Origin of the sequence: Streptomyces sp. NPDC058674, from assembly GCF_042716505.1 — a bacterium.
Classification (GTDB): domain Bacteria; phylum Actinomycetota; class Actinomycetes; order Streptomycetales; family Streptomycetaceae; genus Streptomyces.
Map to the genome: position 1 here is coordinate 154,709 of NZ_JBHXSC010000001.1, position 26,693 is coordinate 181,401.

23 protein-coding genes are annotated in these 26,693 nt (G+C 74.1%); 7 read left to right on the forward strand and 16 right to left on the reverse strand.

Annotation, left to right across the window (positions count from 1 at the left end; all coding sequences use genetic code 11):
• Positions 1-78: 78 nt before the first annotated feature.
• The 6 genes from ACFWU6_RS00725 to ACFWU6_RS00750 form a co-directional block, all read right to left on the reverse strand.
• On the reverse strand, positions 79-453 hold the full coding sequence (locus ACFWU6_RS00725) for a hypothetical protein (protein WP_383804330.1): 375 nt from the start codon (positions 451-453) through the stop codon (positions 79-81).
• Between the two features lie 90 nt (positions 454-543).
• Complete coding sequence (locus tag ACFWU6_RS00730) at positions 544-1,014, reverse strand: roadblock/LC7 domain-containing protein (RefSeq protein WP_383977101.1); 471 nt, start codon at positions 1,012-1,014, stop codon at positions 544-546.
• A gap of 83 nt (positions 1,015-1,097) precedes the next feature.
• A complete protein-coding gene (locus ACFWU6_RS00735) occupies positions 1,098-1,895 on the reverse strand; it encodes a transcriptional regulator (protein WP_383804326.1) in 798 nt (265 codons plus the stop codon).
• Positions 1,892-2,311 carry a hypothetical protein gene (locus ACFWU6_RS00740; RefSeq protein ID WP_383804324.1) on the reverse strand — a complete coding sequence of 140 codons (420 nt, stop codon included), beginning with the start codon at positions 2,309-2,311 and terminating at the stop codon, positions 1,892-1,894. Before ACFWU6_RS00740 ends, ACFWU6_RS00735 begins: the two co-directional genes overlap by 4 nt.
• Before the next feature lie 157 nt (positions 2,312-2,468).
• The gene (locus ACFWU6_RS00745) at positions 2,469-2,753 is read right to left on the reverse strand and encodes a helix-turn-helix domain-containing protein (RefSeq protein WP_383804322.1); all 285 of its coding nucleotides are present in this window, start codon (positions 2,751-2,753) and stop codon (positions 2,469-2,471) included.
• Between the two features lie 166 nt (positions 2,754-2,919).
• Entirely contained in the window at positions 2,920-3,468 is a 549-nt protein-coding gene (locus ACFWU6_RS00750) for a TetR/AcrR family transcriptional regulator (RefSeq protein WP_383977103.1), read from the reverse strand.
• Between the two features lie 180 nt (positions 3,469-3,648).
• Between ACFWU6_RS00750 and ACFWU6_RS00755 the strand changes: the two genes are divergently transcribed.
• Together ACFWU6_RS00755 and ACFWU6_RS00760 are read left to right on the forward strand one after the other, a co-directional pair.
• The gene (locus ACFWU6_RS00755; RefSeq protein ID WP_383977106.1) at positions 3,649-4,881 is read left to right on the forward strand and encodes a PucR family transcriptional regulator; all 1,233 of its coding nucleotides are present in this window, start codon (positions 3,649-3,651) and stop codon (positions 4,879-4,881) included.
• 188 nt (positions 4,882-5,069) lie between these two features.
• Complete coding sequence (locus ACFWU6_RS00760) at positions 5,070-5,483, forward strand: SHOCT domain-containing protein (RefSeq protein ID WP_383977109.1); 414 nt, start codon at positions 5,070-5,072, stop codon at positions 5,481-5,483.
• Positions 5,484-5,573: 90 nt separating this feature from the next.
• On the opposite strand, the gene ACFWU6_RS00765 is transcribed toward ACFWU6_RS00760, so the two are convergent.
• Both ACFWU6_RS00765 and ACFWU6_RS00770 read right to left on the reverse strand, forming a co-directional pair.
• Entirely contained in the window at positions 5,574-6,029 is a 456-nt protein-coding gene (locus ACFWU6_RS00765) for a (2Fe-2S)-binding protein (protein WP_383977112.1), read from the reverse strand.
• Between the two features lie 21 nt (positions 6,030-6,050).
• The gene (locus ACFWU6_RS00770) at positions 6,051-8,411 is read right to left on the reverse strand and encodes a molybdopterin cofactor-binding domain-containing protein (RefSeq protein ID WP_383977115.1); all 2,361 of its coding nucleotides are present in this window, start codon (positions 8,409-8,411) and stop codon (positions 6,051-6,053) included.
• Positions 8,412-8,931: 520 nt separating this feature from the next.
• On the opposite strand from ACFWU6_RS00770, the gene ACFWU6_RS00775 reads away from it, so the two are divergent.
• Positions 8,932-10,374 (forward strand): PP2C family protein-serine/threonine phosphatase, encoded by a 1,443-nt coding sequence (locus tag ACFWU6_RS00775; protein WP_383977118.1) that lies wholly within the window; start codon positions 8,932-8,934, stop codon positions 10,372-10,374.
• 108 nt (positions 10,375-10,482) lie between these two features.
• Here the strand turns inward: ACFWU6_RS00775 and ACFWU6_RS00780 are convergent, their stop codons facing one another.
• A complete protein-coding gene (locus tag ACFWU6_RS00780; protein WP_383977121.1) occupies positions 10,483-11,982 on the reverse strand; it encodes a hypothetical protein in 1,500 nt (499 codons plus the stop codon).
• Between the two features lie 229 nt (positions 11,983-12,211).
• On the opposite strand from ACFWU6_RS00780, the gene ACFWU6_RS00785 reads away from it, so the two are divergent.
• Positions 12,212-13,336, forward strand: a complete 1,125-nt coding sequence (locus ACFWU6_RS00785; protein WP_383811638.1) for an aminoglycoside phosphotransferase family protein — start codon at positions 12,212-12,214, stop codon at positions 13,334-13,336.
• A 179-nt stretch (positions 13,337-13,515) separates the two neighbouring features.
• Positions 13,516-15,309 carry a 3-oxosteroid 1-dehydrogenase gene (gene kstD / locus ACFWU6_RS00790; protein WP_383977124.1) on the forward strand — a complete coding sequence of 598 codons (1,794 nt, stop codon included), beginning with the start codon at positions 13,516-13,518 and terminating at the stop codon, positions 15,307-15,309.
• Positions 15,310-15,348: 39 nt separating this feature from the next.
• On the opposite strand, the gene ACFWU6_RS00795 is transcribed toward kstD, so the two are convergent.
• From ACFWU6_RS00795 to ACFWU6_RS00825, 7 genes are all read right to left on the reverse strand, one after another.
• Positions 15,349-15,849, reverse strand: a complete 501-nt coding sequence (locus ACFWU6_RS00795) for a hypothetical protein (RefSeq protein ID WP_150520950.1) — start codon at positions 15,847-15,849, stop codon at positions 15,349-15,351.
• 618 nt (positions 15,850-16,467) lie between these two features.
• Entirely contained in the window at positions 16,468-19,320 is a 2,853-nt protein-coding gene (locus ACFWU6_RS00800; RefSeq protein ID WP_383977127.1) for an ATP-binding protein, read from the reverse strand.
• A gap of 255 nt (positions 19,321-19,575) precedes the next feature.
• Complete coding sequence (locus ACFWU6_RS00805) at positions 19,576-19,803, reverse strand: DUF397 domain-containing protein (protein WP_383811652.1); 228 nt, start codon at positions 19,801-19,803, stop codon at positions 19,576-19,578.
• A 133-nt stretch (positions 19,804-19,936) separates the two neighbouring features.
• On the reverse strand, positions 19,937-21,112 hold the full coding sequence (locus ACFWU6_RS00810; RefSeq protein WP_383977130.1) for a thiolase domain-containing protein: 1,176 nt from the start codon (positions 21,110-21,112) through the stop codon (positions 19,937-19,939).
• The gene (locus ACFWU6_RS00815) at positions 21,109-22,176 is read right to left on the reverse strand and encodes a thiolase domain-containing protein (protein WP_383811649.1); all 1,068 of its coding nucleotides are present in this window, start codon (positions 22,174-22,176) and stop codon (positions 21,109-21,111) included. The genes ACFWU6_RS00810 and ACFWU6_RS00815 overlap by 4 nt, the downstream gene beginning before the upstream one ends.
• Positions 22,176-23,150: an OB-fold domain-containing protein gene (locus ACFWU6_RS00820; RefSeq protein ID WP_383977263.1), complete on the reverse strand. Its 975-nt coding sequence runs from the start codon at positions 23,148-23,150 to the stop codon at positions 22,176-22,178. The genes ACFWU6_RS00815 and ACFWU6_RS00820 overlap by 1 nt, the downstream gene beginning before the upstream one ends.
• 225 nt (positions 23,151-23,375) lie before the next feature.
• Positions 23,376-24,176, reverse strand: coding sequence for a crotonase/enoyl-CoA hydratase family protein (locus ACFWU6_RS00825; protein ID WP_383977132.1), 801 nt, complete (start codon positions 24,174-24,176; stop codon positions 23,376-23,378).
• A 187-nt stretch (positions 24,177-24,363) separates the two neighbouring features.
• Here ACFWU6_RS00825 and ACFWU6_RS00830 point away from each other — a divergent pair, with 187 nt between their 5' ends.
• Together ACFWU6_RS00830 and ACFWU6_RS00835 are read left to right on the forward strand one after the other, a co-directional pair.
• The gene (locus tag ACFWU6_RS00830; protein WP_383977135.1) at positions 24,364-25,998 is read left to right on the forward strand and encodes an acyl-CoA synthetase; all 1,635 of its coding nucleotides are present in this window, start codon (positions 24,364-24,366) and stop codon (positions 25,996-25,998) included.
• Between the two features lie 128 nt (positions 25,999-26,126).
• Positions 26,127-26,633 carry a DinB family protein gene (locus ACFWU6_RS00835; RefSeq protein WP_383977137.1) on the forward strand — a complete coding sequence of 169 codons (507 nt, stop codon included), beginning with the start codon at positions 26,127-26,129 and terminating at the stop codon, positions 26,631-26,633.
• Positions 26,634-26,693 lie beyond the last annotated feature (60 nt).

The following is a 26,693-nucleotide window of genomic DNA, read 5'->3' on the forward strand; positions in this document are numbered from 1 at the left end:
CGGGGCGGACGGCAAAGAATTCAGCCGCCCGCCACCTCGACGAAGGCCTTTTGCTCAGGTCCGGTGGGGCGTTGCGGGTCAGATCTCCAGCTTGTTCTCGATCGCCTTCAGCTGGTGGCGGGCCATCGCGAGGTTGGCCCGGCCCCGGTCGAGGGCCAGGTAGAGGAAGAAGCCGGACGTCCCTCGGCCCTTGAGCAGCCGGATGAGGTGGTACTGGCTGCCGAGCGTGATCAGGATGTCCTCGATCTCGTCGTTGAGGCCGAGCATCTCCATGGTGCGGACCTTGGCGCGGACCACGTCGGTGTTGCCGGCGGCGGCCACGGCCAGGTCCAGTTCCTTGCCGCCGCCGATGGTACCGAGGGCCATGCCGCTGCCGTAGTCGACGAGGGCGGCGCCGAGCGCGCCCTCGATGACGGTGGTGGCTTCCTTGAGTGCGGTTTCCACGTTGGCCATGGGAGGTTCCTCTTTCTCGTGGGGTGGTGCGCTGTCGCGCGGGTTCGCCGTGCCGGGCCGTGCGGTGGTCCCGCCCGGTACCCGGGGGGACTATGTCGGGGGTGGCCTCAGCGCCGTCGGCGGGGCCTGCGGGGGCCCCGGTGGCGGAGGCGGAATCGCGGCGGCGCGCCGCCCGAGGGTGTGGGCGATGAGTTCCGATATCCGCAGGCTGGAGCGCCGGGCCTCCAGGTGGAGGCGGCCGACGTTCACCCGCGGCTCCGCCGTGAGGGTGAGCACGGCCGCCTCGCCCGCCGCGTACGTGGCGACGTAGCCGTGCTCCCCCCGGACGAGCAGCTCGCGGAATCCGCCCTGGCCGGTGCAGTCGCTGAGCCGCTGGGCCACGCCGAGTGCGGCCGCGGTGAGGGCGGCGACGGTCTCGGCCTCCGTGGCGGCGCTGTCCTGGGCGAGTACCAGGCCGTCGACGCTCGCGGCGAGTGCGCCGGTGAGCTGCGGGACCCGGGCCCGGAGCCTGCGGAGCTCGGCGAGTATCTCGGCCTCGGCCTCGGCGGGCACCGTACTCATGTCGGCCTTTCTCCTTTCGGACTGCCGCTCCGGCTGCCTCCGCTCGGAACGGTCGGCCCGCAGGGCCGGTCGCAGCGGGAGCCTCACAGGCTTGCCTCCAGTGCGTCGCGTAACCGGCGGAGCAGTGCCACGTCCGGGGGTTGGGCCTGGGTCATCCAGTCGGGAAGCGGCTCCGGGGCGGGCGCCGGAGCCGGGGCGTGCGGGGTCTCGACGAGTCCGGCCGCCGCGAGGCGCCGTACGTCGAGCAGCGTGTGGAAGGCGGGCCGGCCCAGCACCCACGCGAGGTCCGCGGGGGTCCGCACGCCGTCCGCCTGCCGGAGCAGGAGCCGCTGGCGGGCGGTGACCGTCTGGCCGGGCGCGGCGGCCCGCGGCACCACGGGGGCGGTGTCCAGCAGCGGGTAGGGCCAGACCGCGTCGAGCAGCTCGCGGCGGCGCCGGGTCTCGCGCTCCACGGCGTCCGCCGGGACCGAGCGGACGGAGCCGATCCAGTGGGTGGCCCCGCGGCGGAACCGTGAGGGGCCGCTGCCCGGGGACAGGGCGAAGAACGCGGCGTCGAAGATCGCGGCGAGGTGGCATATCTCCAGCTCCCCGCCGGCCAGCCCGCCGCTGTCGACGAGGAAGCGGGCGACCTGGCGCCGGGCGCCGGCCTGGTTCACCGCCTCGTTCCAGCGTTCGGGGGCCAGGCCGCCGCCGGTGGTGAGGAGCACGTCGAGGCCGGGGGTGGCGGGGCTCTCGGCGTGGACGATGCGTCCGTCCTCCAGGAAGAGGGTGCCCCGGTCGCGCAGGAGTGCGCCGGTGGCGCGTTCGGCGGCCAGCCGGGTGAGGAGGGGGGAGACGGCGGTCATGGGGGCGGGCAGCGGGACCCTGGACGGGGCGCTCATCTGAGCACCAGTCCCTCGGCGAGGGTGCGCAGGCGGTGGCGGGCGAGGGCGAGGTTGCCGTCGGCGCGGTCGAGCCAGAGGTGCAGGAAGACGCTGCTGTCGAAGCTGGTCTCGACGAAGCGGAGCACGTGGTAGCCGGTGCGGGTGGTGACGATCAGGTCCTCGACGGGCGGGCCGGCGGCTGCGGCGGCCGCTCCCCCGCCGGGTATCCGGTCGGATTCCGCCGGGGCGAAGGACTCGTACTCGGCGGCGGCCCGGGCCAGCTCGGCGGTCTCGGCGGCGGTGGTCTCGTGGTCTCCGACGGGCGAGTCGCCCGCGGTGCCGAGGGCCAGTCCGCTGCTCCAGTCGACCAGCGCGGCCCCCCGGGCACCAGGCAGGGCCATGGCTTCGAGCAGGCATTCGTCGATCCCGGGCACGCGGGGCTCCCCTCCCGGCCGGACGTGCGGGGTGCACGGTCGGCGCGACAGGAGGGAACTTACTCAACTTCCACAGGACGAAAGGGCGTTCTGGCATTTTCCGCGGGAACATGCGCCCAAGGACGTGAGAGCTTGGCCGGAACCCGCCGCCTTTTGATCACGAAGCGAGCGGGAGGTCGTCGGCCAAGCGGAACGCGCCGCCTTCGCGCTTCACGTAGCCCTCGTGGCTGAGGGTGCGGAGCAGGTGGTAGACGGTCGGCAGCGGGATGCCGGTGACCCGCGCCAGCCGCTTGGCCGTCGCGCCGCCCTCCGCGTACATCGCCTCCACGAGGCGCAGTGCGCGCTGCACGGATCCGATCAGGGTGGGTGTGCTGGCCTTCTGGCTGCGCTCGGTGCCCATGGAGTGCTCCCCCTGCTGCGGTACGAGGTCTGGCAAACCCATCAAAGTCCCTCATCGGCCCCAAACCCCGCTGACTCGCGTAAACCTGAGCATAAGATCAACCAATGCCCCCGGTCCGCGGGCCTGCGCCCCTCGGGCACGTACGCCGGACGGCCGCCGCGCACGGCAGGGTGGTCCAACTCCCGCCCCCGGACGACACGTCGCGGTGCTACCGGAGGAGGCGGTCCACCAGCGCCTTGACGAGGTCCTCCACCGGGTGGGGCTCCAGCAGCCCCGGCGCGGTCAGGTCGTCCACGATCAGGCCCAGCATCGCGAGGTACACCAGGACCACGCCCTGCCGGTCGCCCGGAAGGCCCGCCTTCAGGTGCCAGTCGACGTTCGCCTGCAGCTCCTCGCCCTGGAACCGCGTCAGTTCGGCCTGGAGCTCGGGGCGCCGGGTGGCCTCCAGGCGCAGTTCCAGCATCGCGATGTGGACGCTGCGCTCGCGCCGCATGCGCTCCACCAGCTGGTGGAGCAGCACTTCGGTGTCCAGCGGGCCCGCCAGGTCGGCGGGATCCGGGACCAGGCGCTCGCGGGTGCGGTGCAGGATCTCCACGAGCAACTGGGCCCGGTTGGCGAAGTAGTTCGAGGTGGTGCCCGTGGGCACGGCCGCCTGCGCGTCGACCGCCCGCAGGGTCAGGCCGCGCGAGCCCTCGCGCGCCAGCACCTCGATGGCGGCGTCGAGCAGGCCGGCGCGGCGTTGGGGATTCTGGCGCACGGGTCGTCCTCTCGGGGTCGGCGCCGGGGCGGACGGCACCGGACACGCCGGGGCGGACCGCCGGCACCGGACGACGCGCGGCACGGTGAGCACTGCACGTGCAGTGCTCCGGCCACGGTAGCGGATGCGGCCCGTCCGGGCCCTCCCCACCGCACCCTCCCCCGTGTCAGGCTGCCGGTCATGGAGCGGATCATCGAGGAGATACGCGAGGACCTGTCCCGCCGGCTCGCCGTGGCGGCGGACCGGCTCGCCGACCGGACGCTGGCCGAGGACCCGGCCTACGCCGCCCTGCTCGGCCGGGCCGAGCTGCGCGAGCGCATCCACCACAACCTCGGGCAGGCCGTCGACGGACTGGTCCGCAGCTCCCGCGGCCTGCCGGTCGAGCTGGCCGACGCCCGGGCCACCGGCACCCTCCGCGCCGAGCAGGGGCTGCCGCTCGCCTCCCTGCTGGGCACCTACCGGCGGGGCGGGCGGCTGCTCTGGCTGACCCTCACCGAGGCGGTGGCGGCGCACGACCGGGCGGCGCTGCCCGCGCTGCTGCCGGGCGCGACCGTGCTGTGGGACGTACTGGACCAGATGACCGACGCCGTGACCGAGTCGTACCGCGGCACGGCCGCCGCCCGCACCGACCGGGACCGGGAGCGGCGCGCCGCCCTGCTCGACGCGCTGCTGGACGGCGCCGCGGCCGTGGAGGGACCCGCCGCCTCGGAGGCCGCGGCGCAGCTGGGACTGCCGGAGCGGGGTCGCTTCGCGGTGGTGGTGCTGGCCTCCCCGGGCGCCCACCGGGTGGCGGAGGGACCGCGCGCCGCCGACGGGCCGCGCGTGCTGTGGCGGGTGCGCGCCGACGGGGAGAGCGGCCTGGTGCACCTGGGCCACCACCCGCTGGAGTCCGTACGGGACCTGCTGGCTCCGCTCGGGCTGCGCGCCGGGGTCAGCCCGGTCGTGGAGGCACCGTCCGAGCTGCCCGGGGCCCACCGGCTGGCGGCGCTGGCCCTGCGCACCGCCCCGCTGTCCGGGGGTCCGCGCACCGCCCTGCTCGACGAGCGGCTGCCGGCGGCGCTGGTCGCCGCCCAGGCCGAACTGGCCGGGCGGCTGCGGCAGGTGGTGCTGGGTCCGGTGCTGGCGCTGCCCCCGGAGGACCGCCGGGTGCTGCTGACCACGCTGGGCACGTGGCTGGCCTGTCAGGGCTCGACGACCTACGCCGCGCAACGCCTGTACTGCCACCGCAACACGGTCTCGAACCGGCTGCGCCGCCTGGAGCAGCTCACCGGCCGGGCCCTGGCCGATCCGGCGCACGTGGTCGAACTGGCGCTGGCACACGCGGCGGTCACCCAGCGGGCCGCCGGGGAGGGTGGCACCGCCCGGGCGAAGCCGTCCGACCGCGCGCGCCGGCCGGGCGGCCCGGCGGCCTGAGCGCGGGGCCGCCGCGCGGCCCGACGACCCGAGCCCGGGCCCCGTCGCGCGGCTCGACTGCCACCTCGCGGTACGGGGAGTGCGGAATCCTCGGTGGCTGTGCCCCACCGCGAACCCGTCCTGGCGGCGGCCAGTGGCGATCTTGAACGGGCACTGCGATGGTGATCGGGTACGGAAGGAGGACGGCCATGGACGGATCTGCCTACCTGGCCTACGACTACCCGGTGCTGGGCGCGTTCTGGACCGTGATGTGGATCTTCCTGTGGGTCATGTGGCTGGTCCTGCTCTTCCGGGTCATCGTGGACGTGTTCCGCGACCACGAGATGAGCGGATGGATCAAGGCCCTGTGGCTCCTGTTCCTGATCCTGATCCCCTTCCTCGGCGTACTGGTGTACGTGATCGCCCGGGGCCGGAACATGGGCAAGCGCGAGGTCGAGCACGCACAGGAGCGCCAGGAGGCCTTCAACGCCTACATCCGGGAGACCGTCAAGGACCCGGGCCGGGCGGGGGCGGACAACCTGGTCAAACTCTCCGAGCTGAAGGCCAAGGGCGACCTGAGCGAGGAGGAGTTCCAGCGGGCCAAGCAGAAGCTCCTGGGCTGAGCCGCCCCGGGTGCGGCCCGGGGTCCGGGTCCGGGCGGGAGTCCCCGCCCGGACCCGGACCCGTACGCGCGGCGCAGCCCGCTGCGGTGCTCACATCTTCGCGGCCGCGCTGCGGATCGCCTCGCGGATGCGGAAGTACGTACCGCAGCGGCATATGTTGGCGATGGCGTCGATGTCCTCGTCGGTGGGCTCGGCGGTGCGCTTCAGCAGGGCGACCGCCGCCATGATCTGCCCGGGCTGGCAGAAGCCGCACTGGGAGACGTCCTGTTCGAGCCAGGCCTCCTGCACCGGGTGCAGCTCGTCCCCGTCGGCCAGCCCCTCGATCGTGGTCACCGCCCTGCCCGCGCAGGCCGAGACGGGCACGACGCACGGGCGGACGTCCACGCCGTCGAGATGGCTGGTGCACGCCTTGCAGACGTCGACGCCGCAGCCGTACTTGGGCCCGTGGACGCCCAGCTTGTCGCGGAGCACCCACAGCAGGGGCAGGTCGTCGGGCGCGTCCACGGTGACGCTCCGCCCGTTGACGGTGAAGGTGTGCGAGGGCACGGCGTACTCCTGGCTCCGGGGCTATCGGGGATAGGGGGTGAAGTCGACGTCGAAATCGAGGGGGAAGCTGCGCGGCTTGGAACCGGTGGCCCGCGCCCAGGCGTTGGCGATGGCGCCCACCGCTGCGGGCACGCCGAGCTCGCCCGCACCACCGGGGCTCTCCCCCGTCGCCGGCAGCACGAAGACCCGTACGTCCCGCGGCGTGTCGCGCTGCTGCGCCCAGTGGAACTGGCTGTAACTGCCCTCCAACGGGAGCCCCTTCTCCAGGTGCAGACCGGCGCGCAAGGTGGTGGAGATGGCATCGGTGAGGCCGCCGAGCATCTGGGCCTCCAGTCCGCGCGGGTTGACGGGCAGCCCCACGTCCACCGCGATGACCGCCTTCGTGACGCGCACGTGCTCCGGATCGCGGACGTCGATCTCCACCAGGCAGGCGGTGCGCGACTTGTACTCCTCGTGGAACGCGATGCCCTGCGCCCGGCCCGCGCCCATCGGGCGGCCCCACTCCCCCTCCAGCGCCGCCTTGTCGAGGACGGCGCGCTGCGCGCCGGTCTTCAGGAAGGCGCGCCGGAAGCGGTACGGGTCCTTCCCGGTCGCCGCGGCCAGTTCGTCGACCACGATCTCCTCGGCGCCACGGGCATTGGCGGAGTACACCGAGCGCCAGGAGCCGGTGGGGACGCCGGTCGGCACCTCGACGAGGGCCTGTGTGGTGAGCCCGAAGTGGTAGGGGGACTTCACGGTCGTCAGGAAGAGGGTCTGGGCGAGTGTCGCGTTGCCGATGCCGAGGGGCAGGTGGGCGGCGGTCGCGGTGACGATCTCGCCGAGGCCGTGCCGGAAGTCCGTCTCGGCGGCGGCGACCCGGTGTTCGAAGCTGAGCACCTCACCCAGCAGGTGGGTGGCGCGGATCTTGTGGTGGGTGGCGGGGCGCATCCGGCCGTGCCGGGTGTCGTCGACGCGGGTCCACATCAGCTTGACCGGGCGGCGGCAGGCCTTCGATATCCGGGCGGCCTCCAGGGCGGCGTCGAAGAAGAGGCGGCGGCCGAAGGAGCCGCCCGCCTGGACCACGTGCACCCGCACCCGGTCCAGCGGCAGCCCGAGATCCGCGGCGATGGTCTCGCGGGCCACGATCGGGGACTTCAGCCCGGACCAGATCTCGGCCCGGTCGTCGCGGACGTCGGCGACGGCGCAGTTCGTCTCCATGGGGGCGTGGCTGACGAAGGCGAAGTCGAACTCGGCGTCCACGTACGGGGTCAGTAGCGGCGGCACCAGCAGTGGCGGGGTGGCGGCGCGCAGCCTCGTACGGACCTGAGCGTCGGACAGCCCGTCGGCGGGCCCGGGGCCCCAGGTGACCTGGAGGGCGGCCTTGGCGTCCAGCGCCTGGCCGAAGGTCTCGGCGACGACGGCGACCCCGGTCGCGACGGTCACCACGTGCAGCACGCCGGGCATGGCGCGGACGGCGGCGAGGTTGGCGACGGACCGGACGCTGCCGCCGAGGGTGGGCGGGCGGCGCACCACGCAGGGTGCGGCGCCCGGCACGTCGAGGTCGAGCGTGTACCGCTGGGCGCCGGTGACCATGGCGCGGGCGTCGACGCGTCCGGTGGGCCGGCCGACCAGGGTGTGGTCGGCGGTCTTCTTGGGGGTGGCGCCGAGCACGACCAGGGCCGGGTCCGCGGCCGCCCCGGCGAGCGAGCCGTAGCCGGCCGTGCGGCCGTCGGGGGCGCGGACCGCGCCGTTCGCGGTGGTCAGCGAGGCCGCGGGGAGGCTCCAGCGACGGGCGGCGGCGGCGATCAGGCGGGCCCGGGCCGTGGCCGCGCACTGGCGGACCGGCCCGTAGAGGGAGCGGACGGAATTGGATGAGCCGGTGAGCTGGTTGAAGAGGAGCTCGGGACGCGCGTCGTCCAGCTCCACGCGCACGGCGCCCAGCGGTGCGTCGAGCTCCTCCGCGACGAGCATCGCCACGGCGGTGGTGAGCCCCTGGCCGACTTCCTCGCGCGGCAGCCGGAAGCGGATCGTGCCGTCCGCCTCGACGGCGAGTGCCAGCAGGGCTGCCGTGGGAGCACCGGCCAGGATGAACAGGTCGCCGAGGTCGATCACATCGGCGACGGCGGGCAGCGACGGGACCACGGCGTGGGCCGGCTGCGGGGCGACCGCGTCGGCGCCGGCCCGGGTGACGAGGGCCAGGGTCGGCGCGGCGACGAGGTAGGTGAGGAAGGAGCGGCGGCTGCCCCCGGCGAAGCCGGCCCGTCCGGGGGCGCCGCCCGGCCCGCCGCCCGGCCCGGCGGCGTGCCCCTGCCCGGCAACGTCGCCCGGCCCGGCACCGCCGTTCTGCCCGGTGCCGTCGCCGGTGGCGTGGCTCTGGCCGACGGCGTGGCTCTGCCCGGTCATGTCGTCGTGTCCCCGCCCTGCGCGGATCCGCCCGCGCGGACCTCCCCCGGTCATTACCGACACGTACAGTAGCGATCACACGCGGGCCGGGGAAGAGCTCCGCGGAGCCCGGCGCCCGCTCCGTTCGGGGGGTGCCGCGCCCGACACGCCCGGCCCGCCGCACGGAAGTCGGGCTCCGGCCACCGCTCGCACGCCTCGGCCGTACGATCGAGCGGCCGCCGCCCCATGGCCGGTTTTCCCGGCGGTCGGGACCCCCCTCGCCCGGGGTCCGCCGTACGGAACCGCACGCGGGCGGCGGCCGCCGCGTTCCACCTCCGCCGGGGCCGTCGGCCGGGCGCCGCAAGGGCGCTGACCGGATTCGTTCGCACACCGCCGAGCGGCCCGGAGGCCCGGGGCATATGCCGAGAGCAAGCACGGCCCGGATGTTGCCAAACTCCTTACGTGCCCCCGCGGGCTGTGCCACAGTCGTTACCGGTCTTTCCTTCAGACTTGGCCGTGCCGCGCCTGTATCGGAGTCCTCATGCCGTCCCACCTGTTCGCGGACCGTTCCGCGCAACCACCGGAGCCGGGGCCCGTGGACGCGCTGATCACCCAGACCCGGCGCCTGCGCGGTGAGGTCGACGCGGTCCGCCGCGGCGCGGTCGCGGACGACGGCGACGCGGAGGGCCGCTGGCAGCGCGCGCTGTGCGATCTGGCCGTGCACCACTTGGAGGACCTCGGCCGTCACCTCGGCCAGCTCAAGGAGGGACTGCCGCCCGCACCCGAGCTGACCGAACTCCCGGCAGGGACGTCAGGGACGGACAGACCGGACGAGCCTGGGCCGGAGGACCGCCGCACCCGCGTCGGCAGTGCCGAGTGGAACCTGCTGACCGACGAGGTCCACTGGTCCGACGAACTCTTCCAGATCTTCGGCCGCTCCCCGGAGAAGGGTGCGCTCCCCCTCGACGAGCTGGGCTCCACCCTCTTCTCCGACGACCAGCCGCTGCTCACCGCCTGGGTGACGGACTGCCTGGTGGACGGTCGGCCGATCGACGGCGAGTTCCGCGTCGTCCGGGCCGACGGCCGGGTCCGGACACTGCACATGAGGGGCGAGCCGGTACTCGACTCCGACGGATGCACCGCCTCCATGTGGGCGGTCATCCGGGACGTGAGTGAACTGCGCCGCAGCCAGCGGGCGGTGCGCGAGACACACGACTCGCTGCAACGCCGGCGGGAGGTCGCGCAGACCGAGCGCCGGCTGGCGGTCGAGCTGCAGGAAGCCGTGCTCCCCCCGTGGCGCGGCTCCCTGCGGTTCCCGCACCGCGACACGGCCGCACTGGACGTGGCCGCGCACTACCTGCCGTCCGCGACCGGCGCGCCGGTCGGCGGTGACTGGTACGACGCGCTGGACCTCCCCGCCGGGCGCTCGATGCTGACCGTCGGGGACCTCACCGGCCACGGCGTGACCGCCACCTCGGGGATGGCGATGATGCTGGGCGCCCTGCGCGGCATGGCGATGGCCGGGATCGAGCCCGGCCCCCTGATGGGCTGGCTCAACCAGCTCCTGGAGACCTCCGTCCAGCCCGCGCTCGGCTCGGCCGTCTGCTGCCACTACGACCCCGCGCACCGCCTCCTGTCCTGGGCGCAGGCCGGCCACAGCGCCCCCCTGCTCTTCCGCGGCGGATCGGGCCGCGCCCTGGTGCCGCCGGAGGGCGTGCTGCTGGGCGCGACCTCCGGGGCGTCGTACGGACAGGCCGAGGAGCGGCTCGAAGTGGGCGACGTACTCGTCCTGCACACCGACGGACTGGCCCCGCACGGCGCCGAGTCCGGACGGACGGACGTGACCGGACGGCTGCTGGCGCTCGCGCCGCGGATCACCGCGGCCCGGTCGGCCCAGGAGTGCGTACGCATGGTGATCGAGCCGTTCGACGCGGGCGAGCGCGAGGACGACTCGTGCGTGCTCGTGGCACGGGTCCGGGGGTAGCCGCGCGGCCTCGAACGGCACGCGCGTACGTACGGTCTTCGGGGCCGCGCCGCCCGGCGCGGCCCTTCCCGTCGTGCGTGCGGGGGCGGGCGGTACGGCGGCGGAGGACTACACCTCCGTACCGCGCGTGCGGCGCGTGGGCGCGGGGCTGTCGGGGAGGGCACGTTCGATCTCCTCACGAAGGTCCTCGATGCACGGGTAGCCGGCGTACTGGCCGGTGAGCCGGTACATCTCGCGGAGCCGGTCCCAGGTCCGGTGGGAGGACGTCTCGTTCATCGACACCAGGGCCAGCCGGGCGTAGCGGTCGGCCTGTTCGGGGTCGTCCGCGATGAAGCAGGCCGAGGCCAGGGAGATGTAGTCGAAGATCTGTGAGCGCTGGTAGCCGGGACCGCGCAGCCTCAGCGCCTCCTTGGCGTGCCGTGCGGCGGACGGGGCCGCCGCCGCGTCGTGGTCGGCGAGCGTCCGGTACGCCAGGGCCTGCATGCCGTGCAGGTCGGCCTCGTCGAAGCTCTGCATCCAACTCGGCGCCGGCACGTCCCCCTTGTCGGAGACGAAGAGCTCCTCCGCCTCGCCGAGCGTGCGGCGCATGGCCTGGCCCTTGCCCATGGCGGCCTGCGCCCAGGCCTCGATGGTGTGCAGCATCGCGCGGGTGCGCGGGAGGGTCTGCTCGCCCGAGCCGGACTGCGCCAGCTTCATCAGGTCCAGGGCCTCGTTCGGCTTGCCGAGGTGGACCATCTGCCGGGCGGCGCGGGACAGCGCTTCCCCGGCCCGCGGCCGGTCCCCGCCCTCGCGGGCGGCGTGCGCGGCGATCACGAAGTACTTCTGGGCGGTGGGTTCGAGGCCCACGTCGTGGGACATCCACCCGGCGAGCACCGCCAGGTTGGCCGCCACCCCCCAGAGCCTGCGCTGGAGGTGGTCGGGGTGGTGGTAGGCGAGCATCCCCCCCACTTCGTTGAGCTGCCCGACCACGGCCTTGCGCTGGAGCCCGCCGCCTCTGGAGGCGTCCCAGGCGCGGAACACGTCCACCGAGCGCTCCAGGGCCTCGATCTCCTGGGAGCCGATCGGGGCCGCCTCGTAGCGGTCGTAGCCCGCGGGGTCGGCCTGGTGGCCTTTCCCGAAGCCCTGCGCCTGCTTGGCGCGGGCCGGGTCGGCGTGGAGCCAGTCGTACATGGTGTTGCTGAGCGTGGAGCCGGCGGTGAGCACGGCGCCCGCGCCCATCAGACCGCGACGGTTGAGCATGAGGTCCATTCCCGTGAATTCGGTGAGGACCGCGGCTGTGCGTTCGGGCGCCCAGGGCAGTCCGTCGGGGTTCTCCTGAACCCCGTCCGACTGCCGTTTCGCGGTGCGCCGCTGCCGTACGAACCCGAGGTCCTCGATGGTCACGACACGACCGAGCCGCTCGGTGAACAGTGCTGCCAGTACCGTGGGAACCGGTTCGCGCGGGGTCTCCCCCATGTCGATCCAGCGCCGTACCCGCGAGGTGTCGGTGGCCAGCTGCGGGTGGCCCATGGCCGCCGCCTGCCGGTTCACCATCCTCGCCAGCTCGCCCTTCGACCAGCCGGCCAGGCCGAACAGGTCGTTCAAGCGGGTGTTCGGACCTTTGCTCACGTCAAGCCCCCAGGTTCTCGGCTGAGTTGACAGTAGCCCGCCGTCAGATGCCCAGCGACTATTCGCCAGGCTTCGCCAGGGCTCGCCCCGTGGTTCGCCAGGGACCCCCGGGTGTCAGGTAGGAATGCGCCTCCCCGCCCCGGTCACCGGCGGAACTCCCCAGGGTGAAGACGGGGTCCGGCGGGGTGGCGTACGCAACTCGTCGGCGCACGAAGGGATCCGTAACGCCATGTACGCATCAACGTCCTCCGTGTCCGCACCGGTTCGGCCGCACCGCACGCTCCAGGCGGGCGGCGGCCCCTACCTCGACCCCGGCCGCCCCGCGGCCCCGGCGCAGGGCGCCGTACGGGCCCGGCGGATCCCGAGCACCGGTTCGCAGCCGCCGAGCGGCAGGATCGACCTCTCCGGGCCGCAGGGCGCGCAACTGCGCACCGCGCTCGCCTCGGTGCAGCGGATCTGTCCGGAGTTCGCCCCGGTCCAGGTGCTGCGGCGCAGCGGCCGGTCGGTCCTCCTGGTGGGGACCACCGGACGGATGACCGCCGTGGCGAAGGTCTTACTGGATCACTCACCCGAGTGGCGCGAGCGGTACCAGCACGAAATAGCGGCGTACCGGGCGTTCGTCCGGCACCGGCCGCCGGTCCGGGTACCGCGGCTGATCGCCGCCGACCCGGAGAACTGCACGCTGGTGGTCGAGCGGATGGCGGGCCGGGTCGCGGCGCTCCAGCGCCACCCCGCGGAGGCGCCGCCGCGGGTGGACCTGCGGGCGGCCCTGGGCGCGCTGTCACGGGTCAACCAGTGGCAGCCCCCGGCCGAGCTGTTCGGGTCCCCGTTGAACTACGCGCGGCGGATCTCCCGTGACTACGAGCTGGGCCTGCTGACCGACCGGGACCTCGGCGACCTGCAGAAGCTGCTGCACGGGGTGAAGCTGTCGGGCACCCCCCTGCAGTTCAACCACGGCGACGCGCTGCTGTCGAACCTGCTGCTGTCGCCGGCCGGGCCCGTGCTGCTCGACTGGGAGCACGCGGGCTGGTACCTCCCGGGCTACGACCTGGCGACGCTGTGGACGGTTCTGGGCGACGCCCCGGCCGCCCGCTCCCAGATCAGCCGGCTCGCCCAGTCCGCCGGACCGGCCGCGCGGGACGCCTTCCTGGTCAACCTGATGCTGGTACTGACCCGGGAGATCCGGATGTCCGAGACCGCGATCCAGCGCTCGATGCTGGCTCCTCCCTCGGTGCCGTCCCCGGTGGCGGGCGCCCTCTCCTCCGGCGAGGAGCAGCGGCTGCTGCTGCGCCGCCTGCACGACGACGCCGGGATGGCCCGCAGGGCGGTCCGTGCGGCGGTCGGCACGCGCTGATCCGGTCTCCTCTACGCGAAGCCCCACGGCCCCCACCGCCGCGGGGCTTCGCCCGTGTGTGCGCGGGGCGGCCCGGGGTGCCGCATGCCTTGACATCACATGATCCCCCGAACACCTTTTCTGACTGAGCATCAGACATGCTGGAGCCATCCCCTCCTCCCCACCGCTGGAGCCTGCCCATGTCCGCGAGCGCTTCCCGCACCTCCCCCGGGTCCCTCCCGTCCAGACGGACCGTGCTGGCCGGGGCGGGGGCCGCCGTGGCCGCCGCCGCAGTGGTGCCGTCCGCCGCGGCGCGGGCCGCCGCCGCCGACGGCGGGGTCCCGCTCGGCGAGTACGACGTGGTCGTCGTCGGGTCGGGGGCCGCCGGGATGACCGCCGCGCTCACCGCCGCCCGGCGCGGGCTGAGCGTCCTGGTGGTCGAGAAGGCGCCGACCTTCGGCGGGTCGGCGGCCCGGTCCGGGGCGGGGATCTGGCTGCCGAACAACTCGGTCATCCTGGCCGCGGGCGTCCCGGACACCCCGCAGAAGGCGGCGACGTACCTGTCGGCCGTCGTAGGGCCCGGGGTGCCGGCCGACCGCCAGGCCGCGTTCCTCGCCAACGGGCCCCGGATGCTGGACTTCGTGATGGCGAACAGCCCGCTCCGGTTCCGCTTCATGGAGGGGTACAGCGACTACTACCCCCATCTGCCCGGCGGGCTGCCGAACGGCCGGTCCGTCGAGCCGGACCAGCTCGACGGGAACGTCCTGGGCGCCGAACTGGCCCGGCTGAACCCGGCGTACCTGCCCGTCCCGGCCGGAATGGTGGTGTTCAGCCAGGACTACAAGTGGCTCAACCTGGCAGCGGTGAGCGCGAAGGGCCTCGCGGTGTCCACGGAGTGCCTGGCGCGCGGCACGAAGGCGGCGCTGCGCGGTGAGAAGCCGCTGACCATGGGCCAGTCCCTGGCGGCGGGCCTGCGGGCGGGGCTGCAGCGGGCGGGGGTGCCGGTGTGGCTGAACAGCCCGCTGGTGGACCTGGTCCAGGAGGGCGGCGCGGTGACCGGGGTCGTGGTGGAGAAGGAGGGCGTACGGGGCACCGTGCGCGCCCGCAAGGGCGTGGTCGTCGGCTCGGGGGGCTTCGAGCACAACGCGCAGATGCGGGCCCAGTACCAGCAGCAGCCGATCGGCACCCAGTGGTCGGTGGGCGCGAAGGAGAACACGGGCGACGGCATCCGGGCGGGGCAGCGGGCCGGGGCCGCGCTCGGGCTGATGGAGGACGCGTGGTGGGGCCCGTCGATCCCGCTGCCCGGTGAACCGTACTTCTGCCTCGCCGAACGGACCCTGCCGGGCGGACTGATCGTCAACCGCAACGGGGCGCGGTTCGTCAACGAGGCGGCTCCGTACAGCGACGTGGTGCACGTGATGTACGACAAGGACCGCGGCGCTCCGGGCTCGCACATCCCGGCCTGGCTGATCGTGGACCAGAACTACCGCAACAAGTACCTGTTCAAGGACGTCCTGCCGACGTTCCCCTTCCCGGATTCCTGGTACGAGGCCGGTGCGGCGAAGAAGGCGTGGACGTGGGACGCCCTCGCGGGCCAGATCGGGGTCCCGGCGGGTGCCCTGCGGGCGACGCTCAACCGCTTCAACGCGCAGGCGTGGACGGGGACCGACGCGGACTTCCACCGCGGGGACACGGCGTACGACCACTACTACACGGACCCGAACGTGCAGCCGAACTCGTGCCTGGCACCGGTCTGGGCGCCGCCGTTCCACGCGTTCAAGATCGTGCCGGGGGACCTGGGCACCAAGGGCGGCATCGTGACGGACGCGCGGGCCCGGGCGCTGCGCGCGGACGGCTCGGTGATCCGGGGCCTGTACGCGGCGGGCAACGCGAGTGCGGCGGTGATGGGCCACAGCTATGCGGGGGCCGGCTCGACGATCGGTCCCGCGATGACGTTCGGCTACGTGGCGGCGAACGACATCGCGGACGCCTGACGTGGTGACCCGGTGGCCCTGCGTCCCCCGGGTGACGGCCTAACCCTGCTGGAAGAGCTCGGCGGGGAGGGGCTTCAGGAGGGCGTAGAGGTCGTCGGTGATCGGGCGGTCCCAGCTGGCGATGGTGACCAGGACGTTGTCGCTGCGGTCGAACTGGACGCAGGAGATGCGCGACTCCGACAGCTTGATCTTCCGGACGATGAGCAGGTTGTCGCCCTGCATGACGGGGCAGTCCTCGGCACCGGTGACCTCGACGTCCTCGTCGTTCTCCAGTGCGTCGAGGAGCTGCGCCACCTCGAAGGGGACCTGGCCCTCGGAGAGGTCGCGGGCGGGCGATCCCTCGGGGAGGTTGCCGATGATCATCGCGGGGCCGCGTCCGCCGAACAGGTCGTAGCGGAGGAAGACACCCTGGCAGCTGCCGTCGGGCGCGGGCAGCAGCCCGGCCCCGAGATTGCCCGGCCAGTCCCCCGGGTCCATGGCCAGGACGTCGAAGTCCGGGCCGGCGGGTGTGGCGGCGCGGTGGCGGCGGAGGAAGGACATGCCGCCATGGTACGTGGCCGGAGGAGTTTTCCGGCCCCGGCCCCGGCCCCCGCATCCCGCCCGCCCGCAGCCCGTGCCGCGCCGGGTCCTCCGCCGCGGGGCGGCCGCTGCCCGCCGGGCGGTACCGGGCGGCGCGACGCGGGGGCGGACCGGATCGGCACACCGCAGCCGTCCCGGCAACCGGAACGCCCGCTCGGGCCGGTGGGAGCCGGGCACCGGCGGCCCCGCCCGCCCGCACCCCGGTTCAGCGGCCCGGTCTTTCCCGACGGCGACCGCGGCACGATCGGCGAAGGAGGCGAGGTGCGGTCGGCGAGCGAGCCCGCCGGCGCGGTCTCGTCCGGGCCGAGGTGGGGCGGATGCGCCGGCCCGTGACGTACAGCCGGTGCGCGGCCGGACGGGGGGCCCGGCTCGGCCGCGGCGCGGGGTAGCCCGGGGCGGCGGCGCGCGGTCAAGCGCGGGGTCGCCGCACGCGGTCAAGCGCGGGCGACGGTGCGCGGTCGGGCCGGGGCCGCGGCATGCGGTCAGGCCCTGAGCCGCCGCGCGCGGTCAAGCACACGCGACGGTGCGCGGTCGAGCCAGGACCGGGGTGCGCGGTCAGGCCAGAGCCGCGGTGCGCCGTCAGGCCGGGGCCGCGGTGCGCGCCCGGAGTGCGGAGCGCAGTCCGGGGCGGTCCGTGCCCAGCTTGCGGCAGGCCGCCGACAGCTCCGGGCCGGGCACCGGGGCCCGCTCCGGGCCGGGGGTCTCGTCCTGGCGGGCCGCGTGCTCGGCGGCGAGGAGTTCCTCCTCGGTCAGCTCGTCCTGCCAGGACGAGCCGCACGGCAGGGCGCCCCCCAGCGCGAGCAGGTGCTCGGTGGCCCGGCCCGCGAGGCCGTCCGCGCCGCAGTCCCTGGCCGTCACCACGGCCTGGGTCAGCAGGTCCCGGTCCTGCAGCTCCGTGCCCGACGCGGCCAGTGCGCACGCCAGTTCGTACCCGGCGGGAGAAGCGGACAGCAGGGCCACGGACTCCCGCAGGAGGGCTTCGCGCTCGCCCCGGTCGGCGACCTCGGCCGCGACCCGCAGGGCCTGGCCGATGCCCGAGGGGGCCCCGAAGGCCCGTGCCCGGGCGACCGCGTCGGCGGCCAGCTCCCGCGCCCGCCCGGGGTCGTCGGCGGCCACCGCGCGGGCCAGGTGGAGCTGCCACGGGCACCAGGCCGGGTTCTGGATGCCGCGCGGGGTCAGCCTCCGGTCCACCGCCTCCAGCTCGACGACGGCCGCCTTCGCGTCCCCGCGGGCCAGGAGCAGTTCGGCGTAGACGGTCTGGGAGTCGGGGAAGACGACGGCCGCCGGGAAGGGCTTGCCGTAGTCGTGCTCCCGCGCGAGCTCCCAGGCCTCGTCGACGCGGCCGCGCGCGAGCAGGGTGGTGATGAGGATGGCGATGGCGTACCAGTGCACGGGCGTGCGGCGGCCCACGCGCTCGGCGAGGCGCAGCCCGGCCCGGGCCAGCTCCTCCGCCTCCACCAGCCGTCCGCGCCGGTAGCGGATGTATGCGCGGAGACTGTGGGCGAAGGACAGGTGCGCCCCGCGCCAACCTTGGCGTTCGAATTCGGCGGTGCCCGCGTCGAAGAGCTCCTCCGCCTTCCAGGGCCGGTCGGCGTACAGGTGGACCATGGCCGTGAGGACCGGTACCTCGAAGCCGTGGTCGGCGTACGCCCAGCTGAAGGGTTCCCGCAGGACCCGCCCGGCGTGGTGCAGGACCACGTCCACGGGCTCGCCGCGCAGGCAGGCGTCCCAGGTGCGCAGTCCGATGACGTACCGCTCGGTGAGGTCGCGGCCGGTGAGCCGGTCGGCGAGCTTCGCCAGCCGCCGGGAGCGGGTCGGCGAGTCGGGTTCGGCGGCGTTGAAGGCGTCCCACATGAACTGCTCGGACTGCAGGCGCAGCCGGGCACGCGGGTCCTGGGTCCGCGGGATCTCCCGGGCGAGCAGGTCGGAGGCCTCGGAGAGGTGGTCGCTGTGGGACAGCACCTGGGCGAGGCGGATGACGATGCCCTGGCGCAGGGCGGTGTCGTCGACCGGCTCGGCGAGGGCGTCGCGCAGGTGGTTGACGGTGTTGGCCGGCTCCGTGAGCAGGGAGGCGCAGCCGAGTTCGTAGAGGACGGCGGCGCGCTCCCGGAAGCCCGGCGGTTCGAGGAGGGCGCGGGCGAGTTGGCGGCGGGCGGCTTCGGGGGCGCCCGCCCGGAGGTTCTCGGCGGCGGCCTCGCGCAGGGTGCGTACCACCCAGGGGTCGTTCTCGGGGCGGGTCTCCAGGAGGTGGCGGGCCGCGGCGGGGGCTCCCAGCCCGGCGTCGACGACGGCTGCGGCGGTCCTGCCGTGCAGGGCGACCCGCAGCGCGTCGGGGATGGACCGGTAGATGGCGGTGGCGATCAGGGGGTGGACGAACTCCAGTCCCGCGTCGGGCTCTTCGCCGGCGCCGGACAGGATGCGGGCGTCGCGGAGCCTGCCCGTGGCGTCGACGGCCTCCTCGGCGCCGAGGGAGGCGACGCGGGCGGCGAGCTCCCGGGGGATGGCGGTGCCGAGGACGGCGCAGGCCCAGGCGAAGCGGACGGTGGAGGGGCCGAGCCGCTCCAGCCGGGCGATGAGGCCGCTGCCGCGCTGGGCGGCGGCCAGGTCGCGCAGCAGCGGGGCGCTGGCCCCGACCGGGGGAAGGCCCTTCTCCCGGATCTTGGCCGTGAGTTCGACGGCTTCGAAGGGGTTCCCGGTGGTGACGGTCCAGGCCTCCTGGCAGAAGGCGTCGTCGGCGTGGTCGCCGAGCGACCCGCGGACGAGGGCGGCGACGGCGGCCGGGGTCAGCGGGGCCAGGGGCAGGGGGCGCTGTCCGGCGCGTCCGGGCAGCGTACGGAAGGCCTCGGCGTGCGCGGGCAGCTCGTCGGGGCGGTACGCGACGACGAGGAGGAGCGGGAGGTGTTCGGCGCGCGGGGCGAAGGCGGCGAGCCAGCCGAGGGACTCGGGGTCGGCCCAGTGGGCGTCGTCGAGGACGAGGACGACGGGGGCCCGCCGGACGACGAGGTGGGTCAGGACCCAGTCGAGGCCGTCGCGCAGGCCCTGGGGGTCGGGCGGGGCGCCCTGTTCGGGGGCGCAGAGCCCGAGGGCGGGGCCGACGATGGAGTACCAGCCGCCGAGGACGGCGCGGAGTTCGCCCTCGGGGGTGCCGGCCAGCTGGGGTTGGATGAGCTGGCGGGCGACGTGGAAGGGCTGGCTCTGCTCCCGCTCGCCGCCGCGGGCGGCGAGGACGGTGCAGGAGCGGGCTCGGGCACGGCGGCGCAGTTCGGCGAGGAGGGTGGTCTTGCCGAGGCCGGCGGGTCCCGAGAAGGCGAGCAGGGCGCCGCCCGCGTCCGGTCCGGTTCCGGTGAGCCGGTCCAGGGCCGCGTCCACGGTGCCGAGTTCGGCCTCGCGTTCGATCAGGGCGCGCCGCACGCGGCTCCGGCGTTCCGTCATGGCTGGTACCTCTCAGGCCTGTTCGGAGCACCAGCGTACGCCCGCGCGCGCGGGGTGGGAGGGCGCTGCGGGAAAGTACCCGATCTTCCTGCCGGGGCTCCGGCCCGGGGTGTAAAGGACCTTGGCTCGGCTGTCGTTTCAGCCCGCCCGCGGAGCGCGCGGCGAGGGCTTCCAGGACGGTCACGGGCTCGGCGGCCGGCGGGCGGGCCACCGGGGCGGCGGCTCCGCGCCCGGTGGTGCCCCGCGTGCGTCCGGTTACGTCAGGTCGAACTCGCCGCCCCGCGCGCCCAGGACGAACTTGCGCCACTCGTCCGGCGCGAAGATCAGCGAAGGGCTTTCGGGGCGCTCGCTGTTGCGCAGCGCGATGAACCCCTCGACGAAGGCGATCTGGACGTCACCCGCTCCCCGGCTCGTCGACTGCCACTGCGCCTCGGTGAGATCGAGGTCCGGCTTCCCCCATCCAGCGAGGGGCTGTGAAGTCATGCTCTCGGCCACGTGCGTGCTCCTCCCGGTACGTCGTCCGGGAGCAAGGTTATCCACCGCGGCGGGTGCCGCACAGGCCACGGTGAGTCACCCGCGACCGGTCCGGCACCCGGCTCGCACGCCCCGGCCGCGCTCAGCCGACCGGTTCCTCCGCTCCCACCAGCCACATCGCGAAGAACTGTGCGCCGCCTCCGTACGCGTGTCCCACCGCCCGCCGCGCGTCGGGGACCTGGTGCTCGCCGGCCTGGCCGCGGACCTGGAGGGCGGCCTCGGCGAAGCGGATCATGCCGGAAGCGCCGATCGGGTTGGTGGACAGGACCCCGCCCGACGGGTTCACGGGGAGGTCGCCGTCGAGTTCGGTCACCCCCGCCTCGGTGAGCTTCCAGCCCTCGCCCTCGTCCGCGAAGCCGAGGTTCTCCAGCCACATGGGCTCGTACCAGGAGAACGGCACGTACATCTCGACCGCGTCGATCTCGCGGCGCGGGTCGGTGATCCCCGCCTGCCGGTAGACGTCCGCCGCGCAGTCCTTGCCCGCCTGCGGGGAGACGAAGTCCTTCCCGGCGAAGAGGGTGGGCTCACTGCGCATCGCGCCGCCGTGCACCCACGCCGGCGGTCGCGGCGAACGGGCGGCGCCCGCCCGGTCGGTGAGGACCATCGCGCAGGCCCCGTCCGAGGAGGGGCAGGTCTCGGAGTACCGGATCGGGTCCCACAGCATCGGCGAGGCCTGGACCTTCTCCAGGGTGATGTCGTGCTCGTGCAGGTGCGCGTACGGGTTCTTGAGCGCGTTGCGGCGGTCCTTGTAGGCCACCAGCGAGCCGACGGTGTCGGGCGCGCCCGTGCGCCGCATGTACGCGCGCACGTGCGGGGCGAAGAAGCCGCCGGCTCCGGCCAGCAGGGGCTGCTGGAAGGGGACGGGCAGCGACAGGCCCCACATGGCGTTGGATTCGGACTGCTTCTCGAAGGCGAGGGTCAGGACCGTCCGGTGGACGCGGGCCGCGACGAGGTTGGAGGCCACCAGGGCGGTGGAGCCGCCGACCGAACCGGCCGTGTGCACGCGGAGCATGGGTTTGCCGACCGCGCCGAGGGCGTCGGCCAGGTACAGCTCCGGCATCATCACGCCCTCGAAGAAGTCGGGGGCCTTTCCGATGACGACGGCGTCGATCTCCGCCCAGGTCAGCTCGGCGTCCGCGAGGGCCCGGGCGGCGGCCTCCCTGACCAGTCCGGCGATGGAGACGTCGTGGCGGGCCGCGACGTGCTTGGTCTGGCCGATGCCGACGACGGCGACCGGCTCCTTGCCCGATGTGCTCATGCTCGGTCCCCTTCCAGGACGGCGACCAGGTTCTGCTGGAGGCAGGGGCCGGAGGTGGCGTGGGCGACGGCCCGGTCGGACGCGCCGCGGTGGATGCGGGCGGCGGCCTCGCCGATCCGGATCAGACCGGCGGCCATCATCGGGTTGGCGGCGAGGGCCCCGCCCGACGGATTGACGGCGACGCCCGCGCCGAGCCCGAGGGCCTTGCGGAGCACGACCTCCTGGGAGGAGAAGGGTGCGTGCAGCTCCGCCGTGTCCACCGGGGCCTCGAAGAAGCCGGCCTGCTCGGCGGCGGTCCGCGTGGACGGGGAGTCGGTGAGGTCGCGCAGCCCCAGGCCGTGGGCCTCGATGCGGTGGTCGATGCCGGTGATCCAGGCCGGCCGCGCACACAGCCGGCGCGCCACGTCCGCGGCGGCGAGGACCACGGCCGCCGCTCCGTCGCCCACGGGCGGGCAGTCGCCGGTCCGCAGCGGCGCCACCTGGTAGTCGCCCTGCGGGACGGCCCCGGTGAGCTGGGCGTGCGGATTGGCCGCGGCGTCGGCCCGGCTGCGGGCGCCGATGGCGGCCAGGGCGCCCTCGTCGGTGTCGCCCGCGTCGATGAGGGCCCGGGCCTGGAGGGCGGCGAGGGCCACCGAGTCGGGCCAGAGCGGGGCGACGTAGTACGGGTCGAGCTGGCGGGTCAGGACGTCGCGCACCGAGCCCGGCGAGGACTTCCCGTAGGCGTAGACGAGGGCCGTGTCGGCCTCACCGGTCTGGATCTTGACCCACGCCTCGTACAGGGCCCAGGCGCCGTCCATCTCGACATGCGACTCCGAGATCGGCGGCCAGGCGCCGACCCCGTCGAGGGTCATGGTGAAGGAGAAGGCCCGGCCGGCGAGGTAGTCGCTGGAGCCGGAGCAGGTGAAGCCGATCTCGCCGGCCTTCAGGCCGGTCTGCCCCAGCACCTGGTGGAGCACCGGCATGACCATCTCGACTTCGCTGAGCTCGTCGGTGCGGCGCAGGTGGTCGCTCTGGGCGAAGGCGACGACGGCGACCTCCCGTGCGTGCCTGCTCGTCCTGGCCATCAGATGAGCTCCTTGTACGCGTCGTAGTCGGCGTCCGGCTCGCCGGTCGGACGGTAGTGGTCGGGGTGACCGCCGTCGTCGCTCCACACCGGCTCGACGCGCAGGCCCATGCGGACCTGGTCGTACGGGATGCCGCCGATCCGGCCGTGGAGGGCGAGGCCGGCGCCGTCGAGGGCGATGTGCGCGTAGACGTAGGGGACTTCGATGTCGAGGTTCTTCGCCTTGATGTTGACGATGCAGAAGGTGGTGACGGTACCGGCCGGCCCCACCTCCACCCGGTCGGTGGTCGCGACCCCGCAGGTGGGGCAGGCACCCCGGGGCGGGACGTACACCTTGTGGCAGGAGGGGCAGCGCTCGCCGATGGTCTTGCGCTCGGCGAGGCCGCCGATGTAGGCGGTCTGGGCGCGGCCGGGGCTGTACGTGTAGTCCAGGCGGGCCTCGGCGACGATGCCGGTGACGGCGTCGGCGAACACCCCGTCGTGCGGGACGGCTCCGGCGGCGTCCCCGGTGGGGGCGGCGCCGTCGTGGGGTTCGAAGCAGGCGATGTCGGTGATCGCCCCGATGCGGTCGGCGGCCCAGCGCACCCGCACCCGCATGCCGGTGCGGACCGCTTCGGGGCCGGGGGCGTCGAGGGCGTGCAGGATCGCGGTGTCCGCGCCGTCGAGGGTGACCAGGACCCAGGCGAAGGGGGTGTCCAGCGGCTGGTTCGGGCGGGGGGCCGGATTCCAGGCCCAGGTGGTGACGGTGCCGGTGGCGGCGACCTCGACGAGGTCGCGGATCTCCTCGGCGGTGACGGGGTCGTACTCCACGGGCGGGACCACCACCGCGCCGCCGGCGGTCCGCACGCCGAGCACCACGCCCTCGCGCAGGCCGGTGAGGAAGGCGCTCTGGACGGGCCCGAGGGACCGGGTGAAGGGGAACTCGACGACGAGGGGCGCGCGGAGCACGTCCGGTGGGGAGGAGGGGGCTGTCATGGCTGGCATCTCCGATACGGTTGCTTCCGGTACGGGCACGAACAGAACGCCGACTCCCCCGAACCCCCAAGTCCCGGACCCCAGGGCCACATCCGGCCCCGCGGGCCACATCCAGCCCCGCCGGCGATTGAGGCGCGGGGCCCGGGGCGGAGCCCGGCGGCCCAGGGGCGGAGCCCGAACGGGTCCGGTCGGAGCCCGGCCGGGGTCCGGGCGGCGGCGGCCCGGCTACTCGCGCCGATACACCGCGGCCCGCCCCTCCGCAAAGGCCCGCGCCCCCTCCCTCGCATCGGCGGTGTCGAACACCGGCCACCCCCGCAGCAGTTCCGCCGCCAACCCCTCCCGCTCGGTCAGTTCGGCGGTCTCGTACACGGAGGCCTTCACCGCCTCCACCGCCAGCGGCCCGCACGCGTTGATCCGCTCGGCGGTCTCCAGGGCCGCCTCCAGCGCCGTGCCGTCCGGCACCACCCGCCCGACCAGGCCGATCCGCGCGGCCTCCGCGGCCGAGTACGGCCGCCCCGTCAGCAGCATCTCCAGGGCGTGCGTGCGCGGGACCTGCCGCGGCAGCCGCACCGTGGAGCCGCCGATCGGGAAGAGCCCCCGCTTGACCTCGAAGAGGCCGAAGGTCGCTCCTTCACCCGCCACCCGGATGTCGGTGCCCTGCAGGATCTCGGTCCCGCCGGCCACGCAGTAGCCCTCCACCGCCGCGATGACCGGCTTGCGCGGCCGGTGGTGGCGGAGCATCGCCTTCCAGTGCAGGTCGGGGTCGGCCTTGAGGCGGTCCCGGTACTCGTCCCCGGCCATGCCCTTCCCGGCGAGCGCCTTGAGGTCCATTCCGGCGCAGAAGTCACCGCCGGCGCCGGTGAGCACCACCGAGCGGATGCCGTCGTCGGCGTCCGCCTCCAGCCACCCGTCGTACAGACCCACCAGCAGCGGCAGCGAGAGCGCGTTCTTCGCCTCGGGCCTGTTCATGGTGAGCACCAGCGTGGCGCCGTGGCGTTCCACGGTCAGGTGTTCCGTCCCACCCATTGCCGTCCTCCCGTCTCAAGACCTAGAACAGGTTGCAGTAGGGGCGGGTGCAGTTCAATAGTTTTCTGACACCCAGTCAGATTTCCTCGGCGGCTCCCTTCCCACTTGCGGTCCGCGGCGCTCTAATGACCGCCGGAGCAGCCGGCCACGCGCCCGGCGACGGGCACTTCGAGGGTCAGGAGGAACGGTGGAGTACAACCTTGCCGACCTGTTCGAGTCGGTCGTGGACGTGGTTCCGGACCGCGAGGCCCTGGTGTACGTGGACCACCCCGGGACCGGCGCCGAGCGCCGCCTCACGTACGCGGAGCTGGACGCGGCCGCGAACCGCATCGCGCACCACCTGCTGGACAGCGGGCTGCGGGCCGGCGAGCACCTGGGGCTGCACCTCTACAACGGGGTCGAGTACCTCCAGACCGTACTGGCCTGCCTCAAGGCGCGGCTGGTGCCGGTGAACGTCAACTACCGCTACGTGGAAGAGGAGTTGGTCTACCTCTACAACGACGCCGACCTGGCCGCCCTCGTCTTCGAGGGCGAGTTCACCGGCCGGGTGGCGGCCGCGCTCCCGCAGACGCCGCGACTGCGCCACCTCGTCCGGGTCGGGGCGGCCCCCCAGGGCGCTCCGGAGCCCCCGATCGCGCCGGTCGCGTACGAGGACGCCGAGGCGGCGGGCTCCCCCGAGCGCGGCTTCCCGGCGCGCAGCGCCGACGACCTGTTCATCATCTACACGGGTGGCACCACGGGGATGCCCAAGGGCGTGATGTGGCGCGCCGAGGACCTCTTCTTCGCGGGACTGTTCGGCGGCGAGCCGGCGGGCGAGCCGGTGAAGCGGCCGGAGGAGCTGGCCGAGCGGGTCGCCGCGCGCGGCGCCAGCCTGACCTTCTTCCCCGCGCCGCCGCTGATGCACGGGACCTCGACGCTGACCTCGTTCATCGCCTTCAACTACGGCCAGCGGGTGGTCATCCACCGCAAGTACGCGCCGGAGGAGGTGCTGCGCACGATAGAGAAGGAGAAGGTCTCCAGTGTGTCGCTGGTGGGCGACGCGATGCTCAGGCCCCTGATCGACGCCCTGAACGGCCCGCTGAAGGGGACGGACCTGTCCTCGCTGTTCAGCGTCTCCTCATCCGGCGCGATCATGTCGGAGACGGTGCGCGCCGAGTTCCAGCGGCTGGTCCCGAACGTGGTCCTGCTGAACAACTTCGGCTCGTCCGAGTCCGGTTCCAACGGCCGGGCGACCGACGACTCCGGCCCGGAGAAGGGCTTCCGCCTCCAGGTCAACGAGCGCACACAGGTGGTCGATCCGGTGACGCACGAGCCGGTGGCGGTGGGCGAGCCGGGGCGCCTGGCGCAGCGCGGCCACGTGCCGCTGGGCTACTACAACGACGCGGCTAAGACCGCCGAGACCTTCTTCCGGAAGGGCGCCGAGCGCTGGGTGCTCCTCGGCGACATGGCGACGGTCGACGAGGCGGGCATCGTGACCGTGCTCGGGCGGGGCTCGCAGTGCATCAACACCGGTGGGGAGAAGGTCTATCCGGAGGAGGTGGAGCAGGCGCTGAAGTCGCATCCCGACGTGTACGACGCCTTGGTCGCCGGAGTCGCCGACCCGACGTGGGGCAGCCACGTCGCCGCGGTCGTCCAGGTCCGGGCAGGTGCGCCGGAGCCCACCTTGGACGAGATCCAGAGCCACTGCCGCACGCGGCTCGCCGGGTACAAGATCCCGCGCCAGCTGGTCATCGCGCCGGCCATCCAGCGCTCGCCGAGCGGCAAGGCGGACTACCGGTGGGCGAAGACGGTGGCGACGGAGGCCGGTTCCGCGCCTGCGTAGAGAGCCCGGGACGACCGCTGGACCGGCCGGCGTGCCGCTCCCGGCCCCCTGCACGGCGTCCCTGGAGAAGACCGGGCCGCCGGTAAACCCCTCGACACCGGTCGCGGTCATCGGGGACGCTTCGCGCGATGACCAGAATCGACGACACACCTCCCGCGTGGGACGAGCGCACCCAGCTCACCACCTTTCTCGACTACACACGCGAGACCGCCCGCGCCAAGTGCGTCGGCGTCTCGGCGGAGAACGCCCGCAAGGCCCTCCTGCCGGGCTCACCGCTGATGACCATGAGCGGAGTGATCAACCACCTCCGCTGGGTCGAGTACTACTGGTTCCAGGTGGTCTTCCTCGGCGAGGAGGACCAAGGCCCCTGGACCGAGGAGGACCCCGACCGCGAGATGCGCATCGCCGTCGACTTCCCGCTCGCCCAGTTGCTCGACGAGTACGCCCACCAGAGCGCCCGCTACCGCGAACTGGTCGCCGGGACCGGCCTGGACACCCGGGCCGGACGGGCTGTCCGCGACGGCCTCCACGTCGACCTGCGCTGGATCCTCCTCCACCTCACCGAGGAGACAGCCCGCCACAACGGCCACCTGGACATCCTGCGCGAGATGCTCGACGGCACGACCGGCGACTAGGGCGTCCACGGATCTCCGACTCAGATCACCGCAGGCCGGCTCTCGGTTCGGCGGCCAGGG